The organism is Pseudomonas sp. H3_A02, assembly GCF_054671965.1.
Genome location: NZ_CP162807.1, coordinates 2,674,507 through 2,688,114 on the forward strand (window position 1 = coordinate 2,674,507; position 13,608 = coordinate 2,688,114).

At 59.5% G+C, this 13,608-nt stretch carries 14 protein-coding genes; 10 read left to right on the forward strand and 4 right to left on the reverse strand.

Annotation, left to right across the window (positions count from 1 at the left end):
* Window position 1: 1 nt before the first annotated feature.
* A complete protein-coding gene (locus AB4N80_RS11735; protein WP_354336340.1) occupies window positions 2-2,038 on the reverse strand; it encodes an ATP-binding protein in 2,037 nt (678 codons plus the stop codon).
* A gap of 47 nt (window positions 2,039-2,085) precedes the next feature.
* Complete coding sequence (locus AB4N80_RS11740) at window positions 2,086-3,003, reverse strand: putative 2-dehydropantoate 2-reductase (protein ID WP_460082101.1); 918 nt, start codon at window positions 3,001-3,003, stop codon at window positions 2,086-2,088.
* Between the two features lie 142 nt (window positions 3,004-3,145).
* Between AB4N80_RS11740 and AB4N80_RS11745 the strand changes: the two genes are divergently transcribed.
* Window positions 3,146-3,631, forward strand: coding sequence for a YajQ family cyclic di-GMP-binding protein (locus tag AB4N80_RS11745; protein WP_003205057.1), 486 nt, complete (start codon window positions 3,146-3,148; stop codon window positions 3,629-3,631).
* Window positions 3,632-3,776: 145 nt separating this feature from the next.
* Window positions 3,777-4,619, forward strand: a complete 843-nt coding sequence (locus AB4N80_RS11750) for a mechanosensitive ion channel family protein (protein ID WP_305491011.1) — start codon at window positions 3,777-3,779, stop codon at window positions 4,617-4,619.
* A gap of 165 nt (window positions 4,620-4,784) precedes the next feature.
* Here the strand turns inward: AB4N80_RS11750 and AB4N80_RS11755 are convergent, their stop codons facing one another.
* A complete protein-coding gene (locus AB4N80_RS11755) occupies window positions 4,785-6,038 on the reverse strand; it encodes an OprD family porin (RefSeq protein WP_460082105.1) in 1,254 nt (417 codons plus the stop codon).
* An 884-nt stretch (window positions 6,039-6,922) separates the two neighbouring features.
* Between AB4N80_RS11755 and AB4N80_RS11760 the strand changes: the two genes are divergently transcribed.
* Window positions 6,923-7,348, forward strand: coding sequence for an HIT domain-containing protein (locus AB4N80_RS11760; RefSeq protein ID WP_186706359.1), 426 nt, complete (start codon window positions 6,923-6,925; stop codon window positions 7,346-7,348).
* 3 nt (window positions 7,349-7,351) lie between these two features.
* Window positions 7,352-7,558, forward strand: a complete 207-nt coding sequence (locus tag AB4N80_RS11765; protein WP_025215235.1) for a SlyX family protein — start codon at window positions 7,352-7,354, stop codon at window positions 7,556-7,558.
* Between the two features lie 77 nt (window positions 7,559-7,635).
* Here the strand turns inward: AB4N80_RS11765 and AB4N80_RS11770 are convergent, their stop codons facing one another.
* Window positions 7,636-8,241: a cold-shock protein gene (locus AB4N80_RS11770; RefSeq protein WP_122569389.1), complete on the reverse strand. Its 606-nt coding sequence runs from the start codon at window positions 8,239-8,241 to the stop codon at window positions 7,636-7,638.
* 395 nt (window positions 8,242-8,636) lie between these two features.
* Here AB4N80_RS11770 and AB4N80_RS11775 point away from each other — a divergent pair, with 395 nt between their 5' ends.
* From AB4N80_RS11775 to ruvC, 6 genes are all read left to right on the forward strand, one after another.
* Entirely contained in the window at window positions 8,637-9,107 is a 471-nt protein-coding gene (locus AB4N80_RS11775; RefSeq protein ID WP_122569388.1) for a Dps family protein, read from the forward strand.
* A 206-nt stretch (window positions 9,108-9,313) separates the two neighbouring features.
* A complete protein-coding gene (locus AB4N80_RS11780) occupies window positions 9,314-9,655 on the forward strand; it encodes a ribbon-helix-helix domain-containing protein (protein WP_122569387.1) in 342 nt (113 codons plus the stop codon).
* A 259-nt stretch (window positions 9,656-9,914) separates the two neighbouring features.
* Window positions 9,915-10,136, forward strand: a complete 222-nt coding sequence (locus tag AB4N80_RS11785; protein ID WP_003178589.1) for an FmdB family zinc ribbon protein — start codon at window positions 9,915-9,917, stop codon at window positions 10,134-10,136.
* 75 nt (window positions 10,137-10,211) lie between these two features.
* Entirely contained in the window at window positions 10,212-11,987 is a 1,776-nt protein-coding gene (gene aspS / locus AB4N80_RS11790) for an aspartate--tRNA ligase (protein ID WP_122569386.1), read from the forward strand.
* Window positions 11,988-12,107: 120 nt separating this feature from the next.
* The gene (locus AB4N80_RS11795; protein WP_018614256.1) at window positions 12,108-12,854 is read left to right on the forward strand and encodes a YebC/PmpR family DNA-binding transcriptional regulator; all 747 of its coding nucleotides are present in this window, start codon (window positions 12,108-12,110) and stop codon (window positions 12,852-12,854) included.
* 162 nt (window positions 12,855-13,016) lie between these two features.
* Window positions 13,017-13,541, forward strand: coding sequence for a crossover junction endodeoxyribonuclease RuvC (gene ruvC / locus AB4N80_RS11800; protein ID WP_014339919.1), 525 nt, complete (start codon window positions 13,017-13,019; stop codon window positions 13,539-13,541).
* The last annotated feature ends 67 nt before the right edge of the window (window positions 13,542-13,608 follow it).

Genomic DNA, 13,608 nt, shown 5'->3' on the forward strand with positions numbered 1-13,608 from the left:
CTCAGCGCTCCAGTTGTGTGTTTTCCTGCGGCACCATCGACGTGCCCGCCAGCGGCAGGCGCAAGGTGAAGCAGGTGCCTTGGCCCGGCGCCGACTGCACTTCCATCTGGCCCTTGTGGTTGTTGGTGATGATGAAATACGAGACCGACAGCCCAAGGCCGGTGCCCTGGCCGATCTCCTTGGTGGTGAAGAAGGGCTCGAAGGTGCGCTTGCGCACGTTCTCGCTCATGCCGATGCCGTTGTCCTCGACCTGGATTTCCGCCCACGGCGGATTCAATCGCGTGCGCAGGATGATGCGCCCGGGTTCGCTGTCGTCCTGGCGTTGGTGGATCGCCTGGGCGGCATTTTTCAGCAGGTTGAGCAGCACCTGTTCCAGTTCGTTGGCAGTGCCCGGTACCGGGCCCAGGTTCGGGTCGAACTGACGGATGATCGCCTGGCCCTTGAAGTCGAACCCGATCGCCAGGTCGAAGTCGTTCCCGGCGATTTCCACCGCCTGGTCGATCAGCGCTGGCAGGTCGCACGGCGCCATCTGCCGGGTGCTGCGCCGGCTGAAACTGAGCATGTGGGTGACGATTTTCGCCGCCCGGGCACCGGCTTGCTGGATGCCGTCGAGCAACTGCGGGATTTCCCGGCCCTGGAGGTAACGATTGACCTCCTGTAACTCGATACCCAATTGCTCGGCCTGTTCGAGGTTCTTCGGCAGTTCCGGTGACAGGCGTCGGCGGATGTTCTGCACGTTGTGCAGGATCGCCCCAAGCGGGTTGTTGATCTCATGGGCCATGCCTGCCGCGAGGCCGCCGACCGAGAGCATTTTTTCCGATTGCACCATCATTTCCTCCAGCGACAGGCGCTGGGTGATGTCGTCGATGCGGATCACCACGCCCCGCCCGGCGCCGCCCATCAGTGGATAGAACGTCAGGGCGTAATGCCGGGCTTCGTCGTCCTTGGTCCAGGTGACGCGTTCGATCTTGGCCACCGTATGTTGCTCGACGGTCTGCTTGAGCTGGGGCAGGTACGGCTTGAGCGGTTCGAAAGCGAGGAAGATCGGTTGGTTCAGGGCTTCGTCCAGCCGCGTGCCGGAGAGGGCGCTGGCTTCCTGGTTCCATTGGGTGACGTAGAGTTGTTCGTCGAGGGCGATCAGCGCCGACGGCATGGAGTCGATGATGCTGTTGAGGTAATTCTGGAAACCGGTGAGTTTTTTCTCGATCTTGCTGCGCACCTGGACTTCCAGCTCCAGCTTGCGATTGGTATGGCGGGTTTCTTCCGCCAGGCCTTGGGCCTGGTCATAGGCGGCCTGGGAGTCGTCCCGCGCGCGCTTGAGTTGCTGCTCCCGGGCTTCGATGCGCGAGAGCATGGTATTGAACGCCTCGGCCAGGCTGCCGATCTCATCGTGGTTGCCCCGTGCGGCGCGCAGGGCATAGTTCTCTTCGCGGGTGACCTGGCGGGACAGCTCTTCGAGTTGATGAATCGGCTGGGTGATCAGGCGTTTGATCTGCTGGGCGATGATCAGCCACAGCAGCACGCTGAAAATCAGGATGCCGAGGCTGGCGGTCAGCGTGCCGGTGTAGAACGCCGTTGGCAGTTCGCTGCTGGCCACCAGTAGCAGGTGACCTGGCTCCGTGCCGGGGCGGGGCAGGGTGATGACCTGGTTGCTGCGGAATTCACTGGCTTGCCAAGCCTGCATATTGCGGTAATGGTCCGGCAGCTTGAGTTTTTCGGCATGTTGCAGTTGCGCCAGGCGTTCGCCCTTGCCGTCGTACAGCGCGGCTGCCCGTAGCGGTGCATAGCTGTTGAGCTCATCGAGCAGGCGTTTGGCGCTTTGTGGCGATTGCAGGGCATCGGAAATCAGGCTTGGGTTGGCCACCAGCCGGCCGATGGTCTGCAGGGCCTGGGGCGCCATGCTTTCCTGGGAAATGTAATAGGCGGCGCTGATAAAGGTCAGGTTGGCCACCAACAGGACAGTGGTCAACAACACCAACAGGGCGGCCAGCAGTTTTTGGCCGACCGGGAGGTTTTCAAGGCGCTGGCGCAATGGCATCAGACTCGTCGTTAAGAAAGGAACACGAGGGCCAGCGTAGCCGCTGCTCAGTCGCTGGGCAATCCGAGGTTGTCCAAGTGGGCAATCAGTCGCTGGCGCAGTTGTTCCAGGTGCGGCACGCTCAGCTCATGGCGCTGGGCGACCTTGCAGGCGTAATCGAGCAAGTAGCTGATTTCGGTGCGACGCTGATTGGCGACGTCCTGGTACATCGAGGAGTAATTGGCGGCCGTGGCCTGGATCACCCGTTCGACTTCCGGCTGCAAATCCTCGGCCGCCGCGGGCTGGCCGCACCGTTCGAGCAAATCCGTGAGTTCCGCGCACAGGGTCGCCACTTCGCAGTGGTGTTCCAGCAGGCCGCCGTTCTTGCAGTGATGCAGCACCGTCAACGGATTGATTGCGCAATTGAGCGCCAGCTTGCGCCAGAGGCGGGTGAGGATGTCGGCGCTCCATTCGTGGGGAATGCCGGCGGCGGCCAGGTCGTCCAGCCAGAACGGCGCTACCGGGTGAGCCGGGTCGCCCAACCAGGTGTAGCCATGGCCGGCGAATACCACGCGCCAGTCACCGTCGCGGAACGCGCCTTCGGTGCTGGAGGCGCTGATGCAACGGGCCTGGGGCACACAATTGGCCACAGCGTCCTGGCTGCCGAGGCCGTTCTGCAACAGGATCAGTTCCGACTCCGCGTCCAGGCGATGGGCCACCGACGCCACTGCCGCTTCCGCATCGTAGGCCTTGCAGGCCAGCAGCAGGCGCTTGATCGGTTCCGAGCTGTCCGCCGTTTCGCCCGGCACCGGGTAACACTGCACCTGGCCCTGTTCCACCAGTGTCAGGCCACCAACGCTGCGGTAGGCCTGCAAACGCGCTTCGTTGCGCAGCACCAGCCGCACCGGCAACCCGGCCCGGGCCAGGCGCGTGGCCCACAACGTGCCGAGACTGCCGGCCCCGAGGACATGCCAGGTGGTCGACATCAGTTTTTTACTCGGATTGGCGCAGGCATCGGAGGGCTCGCAGTGTCGGCAGGAAAAGAGCCGTTATAATGAGCCCGATTTTAACCACAAGCCAAGCGCGCGCCGTTGATACTGGCGCGCCTTTTTATTTGGAGAACACTACATGCCGTCATTCGACGTGGTATCCGAACTGGACAAGCACGAAGTCACCAACGCGGTTGAAAACGCCGTCAAGGAACTCGACCGTCGTTATGACCTCAAGGGCAAGGGCAGTTTCGAGTTCAAGGAAAAAGACCTGACCGTGAACCTGACCGCCGAGGCCGACTTCCAGCTCGAGGCGATGATCGAGATCCTCAAGCTGGCGCTGGTCAAGCGCAAGATCGACGTGCAGTGCCTTGAGGTCAAGGACGCCTATGCCTCGGGCAAGCTGATGAAACAGGAAGCCGTGCTCAAGGAAGGCATCGACAAGGAGCTGGCGAAGAAGATCGTCGCCCATATCAAGGACGCCAAGCTCAAGGTACAAGCCGCCATCCAGGGCGAGCAGGTGCGGGTCACCGGCAAGAAACGTGACGACTTGCAGGAAGCCATTGCGGCGTTGCGCGGCAAGGAATTCGGCATGCCCCTGCAGTTCAATAACTTCCGCGACTGATCCCTTCAGTTATAGGGAAACACTGTGGCGAGGGAGCTTGCTCCCGCTTGGGGGCGCAGCCCCCATCAAAGGGCCGCTACGCAGCCCAGCGGGAGCAAGCTCCCTCGCCACAAGATGCCGCGTGCAACAGGAATAGGAGAGAACGATGGATTTGAACGCTGAAGTGGACAACCTGGTCAAGGTTTCCCAGACCTGGGTCCCCATGATCATGGAATACGGCAGCCGCGTGCTGCTGGCCGTTATCACCCTGGCCGTCGGCTGGTGGTTGATCAACAAAGTGACGCGCAAGCTGGGTGCTTTGCTGGCCTTGCGTAATGCCGACCTGGCCCTGCAAGGGTTTATCAGTACCCTGGCCAACATCATTCTGAAGATATTGCTGATCGTCAGCGTCGCTTCGATGATCGGTGTGGAAACCACTTCCTTCGTCGCCGCCATCGGTGCTGCCGGCCTGGCGATTGGCCTGGCCTTGCAAGGCAGCCTGGCGAACTTCGCCGGTGGCGTGCTGATCCTGCTGTTCCGTCCGTTCCGCATTGGTGACTGGATCGAAGCCCAGGGTGTGGCCGGTACGGTCGACAGCATCCAGATCTTCCACACGGTGTTGCGCACCGGTGACAACAAGACCGTCATCGTGCCCAACGGCAATCTGTCGAACGGGATCATCACCAACACCAACCGCCAGCCGACCCGCAAAGTCGTGTTCGATGTCGGCGTGGATTACCAAGCCGATCTGCAAAAGGCCCGGGAAGTGTTGCTGGAGCTGGCCAAGGACGAACGCGTGCTGGCGGATCCGGCGCCTGAAGCGGTGATTTCCACCTTGGGCGACAGTTCCATCACAGTGTCGCTGCGTATTTGGGTCAAGACCGCGGATTATTGGAGTGTGATGTTCATGCTCAATGAACTGGCGCGGGATCGTTTGAAGGACGCGGGCATTGATATTCCGTTTCCACAGCGAGTGATTCGGGTTGTTCAGGAAGGGCCGGTGCAATAACGACTTGAATATAACTTGGCACTGAAGTCAGGTTATATTTAGCTAGCTTGCTATTTAATAAGTTGTGTTAAAGCTGATATTGCAATGGGCATAAAAAAACCGCTCACCTGATCCAGGTGAGCGGTTTTTGTTTGTTGCGGGTGTCGCTATCGAACTAGCACTGAATTACAAGATGCTCAGTGGGTATTCGACGATTACGCGGAAGTCATTGTTGTCGTTGCCGTTGATGCCGTTATAGGCAGTGTTGGCACGGTAGAACGCGCTACGCACACGGAAAGACAGGTCCTTGGCTGGACCGCTTTGCAGAACATACTTGGTTTCGAAGTCCCACTCGTGTTCTTTGCCTTCTGCGCCGCCAGTCTCGATATTGTCACCGGTAACGTAACGAGTCATGAAGCTCAGGCCAGGAACGCCGTAGGTCTTCATGTTCAGGTCGTAGCGAGCCTGCCAGGAGCGCTCGTCCTGACCGTTGAAGTCGGAGTACTGAATGGAGTTGGCGAGGAAGATAGTGCCGTTGCCGTCAGCGCCGTACACATAGCCGGTATCACCGGTGGAGCGCTGGTGAGCCAGGGTGAACTTGTGGGCACCGATGGCATAGGCCGCGGCGAGGGACCAGATGCGGTTGTCAACGTCGCCGCTGAGTTTCTGGCCCTGATCTTGGCTGTCATAACCGTTGAAGTCGAAGTTCAGGGACTGATCTTCGTTGATCGGCAGGGTGTAGTTCAGGTTGATGTATTTCTTTTTGTAGTGATCTTCAACGTCGGAAGCCGCTACGCCAGCTACGAAATTGTCGGTGAACTGGTAGGTTGCGCCAACAATGTCAGCAGAGGTCAGGCCGAGGCTGTCACGCCCCATGCCAGTCTGCGAGCTCAGGGAGGTGAAGCGACCGGCGCTCAACTCCAGACCCTTGATTTCCTTGCTGGTGATCAAGGTACCGGTGGCAACTTCTGGCAGCAGGCGGCTGTCGTCAGTGGAGAAAACCGGGCTGGCAACGAACTGATTACCGTATTTCAGGACGGTGTCGGACAGACGGAATTTAACCGCGCCACCAGCTCGCGATTGAGTGTCTTCCAGGTTGCCGTCGCTGTCACGAGCGAACAGACCGTTACCGGCACGACCGCTGCCGCCGTCAATGCGAACGGTGCCAAGTGCAAAGGCATCAGCGCCTACGCCAACGGTACCTTGGGTAAAGCCCGACTCATAAATGGCACGTGCGGCAATACCAGACTCTTCACGATAACTTTGTGTAGAGCTTGGATTGTTTTTGAAATCACGGTTCATGTACAGCGCACGGGTCAGAACATTCAAGCTCTGATCTTCAAAAAAGCCCTTGGATTCTTCCTGGGAAGAGGCCATTGCGAACTGCGAGGTACTGGCCGATACAGCCAGTGCGATCATGCTCCACTTCATCACGCGCATCGTGATTTGCTCCTTTGGTTTTTAGAAGAGTACTGCCGTCCCACCTGTTTTTTTATCTGGGCGGCTCTTTCTTTTTGTGTCGGCGCAAACTTATATCACGTCGACATTCTTTGGCGATACTTGCCCATTCAACCTTTCAGCTTCTTTACGACCCTGTCGCCAATGGCTCGATCCATGTCGTATTTCTGCTGCTCCGACGCAACCGTATTCACAACTTTGATGTTGTTTTCTTTTTCCGGCATCGGTGTAAAGAGTCCGTCATTACCGCGTTTGAAGCTCCTGAGGGCAGCCTTGCCACTTTAATTTTGTATGTCGGCAGGTTCCCGCTTCCGGCGAGACCTTTGGACAGTGCGGGTATGAATGCAACAAGCATGCTCAAACCCGGATTTCGTTTACATTTTTTTCACATTTCAGCGGTTGACGCGGTGAAACCTCATGAAACCGGGCTCCAAAGGCCTTGTTTTAAATAGGGTTGACTCGTGTGCGGCTCTCGTGTTGGACATCGAAAAACGTGGCAAGACAACCAAAAACGTTACCGGTTCACCCTACCAGTGAGTAAATCGCGGATGCTCTGTGCACTGAGGGTAGACGCACTGTGCTGTTTTGGTGCAAAAAATTTTCAAGCTGTACGAAAATCTTACAGCGTTCGCGCTCTTGCTTGAGCCCTGGCACGGTCCTCTCAGGACGTTGCCGTACCGCTTGCGCCGTGTTGGTGCGTCAGCTGGCACAGGTTGATGCCGTGTGTTGAAAAAAATTGAAGAAACACGGTGTCGGGGCGCTACGCAGTGATCGATCCGGCGTTCGCGGGTATGCTGCACATCTGTGTCCGACGCAGGCCTGCGGGTTGCTGAGCCGGGCAGAATCGATAACGAGGAGTACGCGCGGTGTTTGCCTTAGATCCACGACTGCAACAAGACACATTGCCCATCGGCGATTTCCCGTTGTGCCGGTTGCTCTTGTCCAACGACGCCAACTACCCGTGGTTCATCCTCGTGCCGCGGCGAGAAAATATCAGCGAATTGTTTCAGTTGGATGACATTGATCAATTGCAGCTGTGGAAAGAAACCACGGCGCTGGCCGAAACCCTCAAAGATTCGTTCGATGCCGACAAGATGAACGTTGCAACCTTGGGTAACGTCGTCAGTCAACTGCACATGCATGTCATCGTGCGCAAGCGTGATGATGCGGCCTGGCCGGCACCGGTCTGGGGAAAGCACCCGGCCCAGCCTTATAATGCAGGGCAGGTCGCGGCCATTCGCGAACGGTTGCGAGTGGCCCTGGCCGATGATTTCAAGTTTCTGGAGGGCTGAACCATGAACCTTGAAGAACGCGTAACCGATCTGGAAAGCCGCCTGGCGTTTCAGGATGACACCATCCAGGCATTGAATGATGTGCTGGTGGCGCAGCAGCGGGTTGTCGAGCGCTTGCAGCTGCAGATGGCGGCGTTGCTCAAGCGCCAGGAAGAAATGGCCGGGCAATTCGAAACATTTGAAGAAGAGGCGCCGCCCCCTCACTACTGACGTGCCCCGATTCCCGTTTGCCGGGCAATAAAAAACCGCGAGCAGCCAGGCTGCATCGCGGTTTTTTTACGCTTGGATCAGCGGCGCGGCAGCGCGGCGATCACATCTTCGGCCTGCAGGCCCTTGTCGCGGTTCATCACGGAGAATTCCACGCGCTGGCCTTCCACCAGGACGCGATGGCCTTCGCCACGAATGGCCCGGAAATGCACGAAAATGTCATCGCCGGAGTCGCGGGAGATGAAGCCGAACCCTTTGGACGTGTTGAACCACTTCACCGTGCCGGTATCGCGGTTGGACATGTCGTAGTTCTGCGCAGCGGCGGCCGGCGACGACTTCTTGTAGAAGCTGACGGCCAGGTGCAGTGCCACGGCGAGCAGTGCCGCGCCGAGGCTGAACAGAATGGCCGGTTGACCGCCGATTTCCGGCATGGGCGCCAGCAGGGCCAGGGTTTGCAAGGCAACGGCCAGCACCAGCATGACGCTGACAAGGTTTTGCAATTGATGACGTGGACCTTTGTTCCAGTAAGGGATGACGGGGGCAAGGGTCAGGTTGAGCAGGCCGAAAAAGGCCAGGTACAGTGCATCGGGGTGTTGCAGGTAAGGTGTGGCTTCGGAACCCAGGCTAGGGATGAAGGACAGCAGCAGGGCAGCTGCGCCCATTAGCAAGTGGACGATTTTCAACATTTTGATTGGCTCACGGTTAAGACAGATCACAAGGAAGAGCGGGTCGGGCACGGTTCGCTTCGAAACAATGAGAGGCGTTGGACACGTATCCGAATCAGCCTATGCGTTACGCCCGGGAAAATAAGCGTAGCGACACACTGCCTATTTAACAGCAAAGCTCGGGCCTTCTCAAACCCGTTACGGGCGCGCACCGCGCTGTTCGTCGGCCAGAAAAGCCCCGCGGCTGCTTGAACGCGCCAGGCAAGCGGCGTTGAATTTCCCTGGGCGTCGGAACCGTCGGCTGTCCTGGCTTGTCGGTTCTGGAGGGCTGGCGATCTGTCGCAGGCCGCAGGCGGCCAGAACCACTAGAGTGGGTAGGGCCGTTGTCGAATTCATCACCTCAGGAGATCAACCCCATGGCAATTGATATCGGTATCAGTGAGGAAGACCGCAAGTCCATCGTCGACGGGCTCTCGCGCCTGCTGTCGGACACCTACGTGCTGTATCTCAAGACCCACAATTTCCACTGGAATGTCACAGGGCCGATGTTTCGGACCCTGCACCTGATGTTCGAGGAGCAATACAACGAGCTGGCCCTGGCGGTGGACCTGATTGCCGAACGAATCCGCGCCCTTGGCTTCCCGGCCCCGGGTGCCTACTCGGTGTATGCGCGCCTGTCTTCTATTAAAGAAGAGGAAGGCGTGCCTGCTGCCGAGGACATGATCCGGCAACTGGTCGAGGGCCAGGAAGCGGTGACGCGTACGGCCCGTGGCATCTTTCCTTTATTGGACAAGGTCAGCGACGAGCCCACGGCCGACCTGCTGACCCAGCGCATGCAGGTTCACGAAAAGACCGCGTGGATGCTGCGCGCGCTGCTCGAAGGCTAATAATCGAGTAGGTGATGACGTGGCGTGGGGCGCATTGCCTGCACGGGCCGTGTAGGACGGCGTAATTCGTCGCCGGCCTGCTGTTGGCTTGTCCTACGTCCATGGTCATAAAGTCGTCTGGAACTGGCGATGCCGTTGAGCTTCCATAGAGCCACAGATGGGTTGTTCCAACCCAGAGGCTCGTATGGCAAAGGAGTGTCAACGGTATGATTCAAGGAAAAGAACCCGGGGAAGGGGGGCGGGGGCGTTTTCAGCCCATCAGCGTCGACCCGTTCATCCGGGGGTTCGATATGCAACTGGCTCGGCCCCTGGCCCGTTCCATTCGTCTGAACGGGTTCGCCACCTGTTTGCGGCTGGAGCAGGTCTATTGGGAGATCCTCGGTGACATGGCTGAGCTCAACCGCTGCTCCATCAGCGCGTTGCTGTCCCATGTGGACAGGGAAGTGCACCTGCGCCATGGCGGGGTGCGCAATTTCAGCGGGTTGGTGCGCGTGGTCTGCGTGGTGCACAGTTTGAAGGACGCCGGGATGGATCATTGTGGCGTCTAGCCCATCAATGACTGCAAATTCCGTGGCGAGGGAGCTTGCTCCCGCTGGGCTGCGTAGCAGCCCTCTTTGTGAGCGCTTCGCACTCAAGCGGGAGCAAGCTCCCTCGCCACAATGAGTCACACAAGCCTTGAATGAACAACATAGTCGGCAATGACTGTGCGGTCTTACGGCTGCACAGGCTGCATTTAATGGATATAATCCCGCTCTTTGCCGCAAAGCCCCGCCTTTGCGCGAGTAACCTGATCGCCGAGACAACCCCATGCCGATGTACGACTATCAATGTGCTTCCTGTGGTCATCAGATGGAAGCCATTCAAAAGATCAGCGCGGCACCGCTGGTCGACTGCCCTGCCTGCCAGGCGCCGGAACTGAAAAAGATGCTGTCCATGCCTGGTTTCCGCCTCGGCGGCACGGGCTGGTATGAAACCGACTTCAAGACCGGCGCCAAGAAAAACCTGGCCGGTGGCGACAAAGCTGATTGAGTTGAATACGCGCGAGTTCTTGCACGGGCAGGGCCTCCAACCGAATGACGAATTACGAGAAGTGAAACCACTACCATGATGCGCAGCCATTATTGCGGCCAACTGAACGAAAGCCTGGAAGGTCAGGAAGTTACTCTTTGCGGATGGGTCCATCGTCGCCGTGACCATGGCGGGGTGATTTTCCTCGACATCCGTGATCGTGAAGGCCTGGCCCAGGTGGTGTTCGATCCGGACCGCGCTGAAACCTTCGCCACCGCCGACCGCGTGCGCAGCGAATACGTCGTCAAGATCACCGGCAAGGTGCGCCTGCGCCCGGCCGGCGCCGGCAACGCCAACATGGCGTCGGGCATGATCGAAGTGCTGGGCTACGAGCTGGAAGTGCTCAACGAGTCGGAAACCCCGCCGTTCCCACTCAATGAATACTCCGACGTGGGCGAGGAAACCCGCCTGCGCTACCGCTTCATCGACCTGCGTCGCCCGGAAATGGCCGAGAAGCTGCGCCTGCGTTCGCGCATGACCACCAGCATCCGTCGCTACCTGGACGAGAACGGCTTCCTCGACGTCGAGACGCCGATCCTGACCCGCGCCACGCCGGAAGGCGCCCGCGACTACCTGGTGCCGAGCCGTACCCACCCCGGCAGCTTCTTCGCCCTGCCGCAATCGCCACAGCTGTTCAAGCAACTGCTGATGGTGGCCGGGTTCGATCGCTACTACCAGATCGCCAAGTGCTTCCGCGACGAAGACCTGCGTGCCGACCGTCAGCCTGAGTTCACTCAGATCGACATCGAGACCAGTTTCCTCGACGAAAAAGACATCATGGGCCTGACCGAAGGCATGATCCGCAACCTGTTCAAGGAAGTGCTGGGCCTGGAATTCGGCGAGTTCCCGCACATGACCTTCGAAGAGGCCATGCGCCGCTACGGTTCCGACAAGCCGGACCTGCGTAACCCGTTGGAACTGGTTGACGTGGCCGACCAGCTCAAGGAAGTCGATTTCAAAGTGTTCAGCGGCCCGGCCAACGATCCGAAATGCCGTATCGCGGCCCTGCGTGTTCCAGGCGGCGCCAGCATGCCGCGCAAGCAGATCGACGACTACACCAAGTTCGTCGGCATCTACGGTGCCAAGGGCCTGGCGTACATCAAGGTCAACGAGCGCGCCGCCGGTGTCGACGGCCTGCAATCGCCGATCGTGAAAAACATCCCTGAAGCCAATCTCAACGTGATCCTCGATCGCGTGGGTGCGGTTGACGGCGACATCGTGTTCTTCGGCGCCGACAAGGCCAAGATCGTCAGCGAAGCCCTGGGCGCGCTGCGCATCAAGCTGGGCCACGACCTGAAGCTGCTGACCTGCGAGTGGGCGCCGATGTGGGTCGTCGACTTCCCGATGTTCGAAGAAAACGACGACGGCAGCTTCTCTGCGCTGCACCACCCGTTCACCGCGCCGAAGTGCTCGCCTGAAGAATTGGAGGCCAACCCGGCCACCGCCCTGTCGCGCGCCTACGACATGGTCCTGAACGGCACCGAGCTGGGTGGCGGTTCGATCCGTATCCATCGCAAGGAAATGCAACAGGCGGTGTTCCGTCTGCTGGGCATCAACGAAGCGGAGCAGGAAGAGAAATTCGGCTTCCTGCTCGATGCGCTGAAGTACGGTGCACCGCCCCACGGTGGCCTGGCCTTCGGCCTGGACCGCCTGGTGATGCTGATGACCGGCGCCCAGTCGATCCGTGAAGTGATCGCGTTCCCGAAAACCCAGAGCGCGGCCGATGTCATGACCCAGGCGCCGGGCGTAGTGGACGCCAAGGCGCTGCGCGAGTTGCACATCCGTCTGCGTGAACAGCCAAAGGCTGAGTAAGGCTGGCACCTGAGAGGGCGCATCTTCGGATGCGCCTTTTCATTGGGGTCGATATTTCTGATTGCCGGCCACTGCGCACGCGCGGGGCGGGCAATGTTCCAAAGAGAAACGGAGCGAGTTATGGCAGGTCATTCCAAGTGGGCGAACATCAAGCACCGCAAAGAACGTCAGGATGCCAAGAGAGGCAAGATCTTCACCAAGTGGATCCGTGAGCTGACGGTCGCGGCCCGCCAGGGCGGCGGCGATCCGGGTTCCAACCCGCGCTTGCGCCTGGCCCTGGACAAGGCCTTGGGTGCCAACATGAGCCGCGACATCATCGACCGGGCCATCGCCCGTGGCGCGGGTGCGACCGAGGCCGACAACGTTGAAGAGCTGACCTACGAGGGTTATGGCCCGGGCGGCGTGGCGGTGATGGTCGAATGCATGACCGACAACCGCAACCGTACCGCTGCCGCCGTGCGTCACGCGTTCAGCAAATGCGGTGGCAACCTCGGCACCGACGGCTCGGTGGCCTATCTGTTCGAGCGCAAGGGGCAAATCAGCTTCGCCCCGGGCCTCGATGAAGATGCCCTGACGGAAGCGGCCCTGGAGGCCGACGCCGATGACGTGGTCAGCCATGAAGACGGGTCGTTCGACGTGTTCACCTCGTTCGCCAGCTTCTATGCCGTGCGCAACGCCCTGGAGGCGGCCGGTTTCAAGCCCGCCGACGCGGAAATCGTCATGCAGCCGACCACCAGCGCAGAACTGGATCTGGAAGGCGCCGAGAAGGTGCTCAAGCTGATCGACATGCTGGAAGACCTGGATGACGTGCAGAACGTTTATTCCAACGCCGATATTCCGGAGTCGGTGGCTGAACAGCTTGGCTGAGAAGGCTTGTTCAAATATTGACGATTGCGAATGACCAAAATGTGGTAGCGAGCTTGCTCGCGATAGCGGTACTTCAGTCAATGCTTTGCTTGCTGATCCGACGCCATCGCGAGCAAGCTCGCTCCCACGGGTCTGAATAACTCCCCTTAAACCGCAGGCGTTATGACTTTAATCCTTGGTATCGACCCTGGTTCGCGCATCACCGGCTACGGCGTGGTTCGCGATACCGGGCGCGGCTGTGTGTACGTCGCCTCTGGTTGCATCCGCACCGGTGCCGGTGAGCTGCATGAGCGCTTGCAGATCGTTTATCGCGGCGTGCGCGAAGTCATCCAGACCTACGGCCCGGTGACCATGGGCATTGAACGGGTCTTCATGGCGCGCAACGCCGATTCGGCCCTGAAGCTGGGGCAGGCCCGGGGCGCGGCCATTGTGGCGGGCGCCGAGGAAAACCTGGAGATCGCCGAGTACACCGCGACCCAGGTCAAGCAGGCAGTCGTCGGCACCGGGGCGGCGAACAAGGAGCAGGTGCAAATGATGGTGATGCACCTGTTGAAACTGGTCAGCAAGCCGCAAATCGACGCCTCCGACGCCCTGGCCATCGCTATTTGCCATGCCCATACCCGTTCCAGCCTGTTGCCTCATGGTCTGGGGACTGCACGCAGTCGTGGCGGGCGCCTGCGTCTCTGATAGCATCAGCGCTTCATTCATGAACCCGAGTAAGTTGCGCCTGTGTCGTCGGCCTTCATGCCCGGGC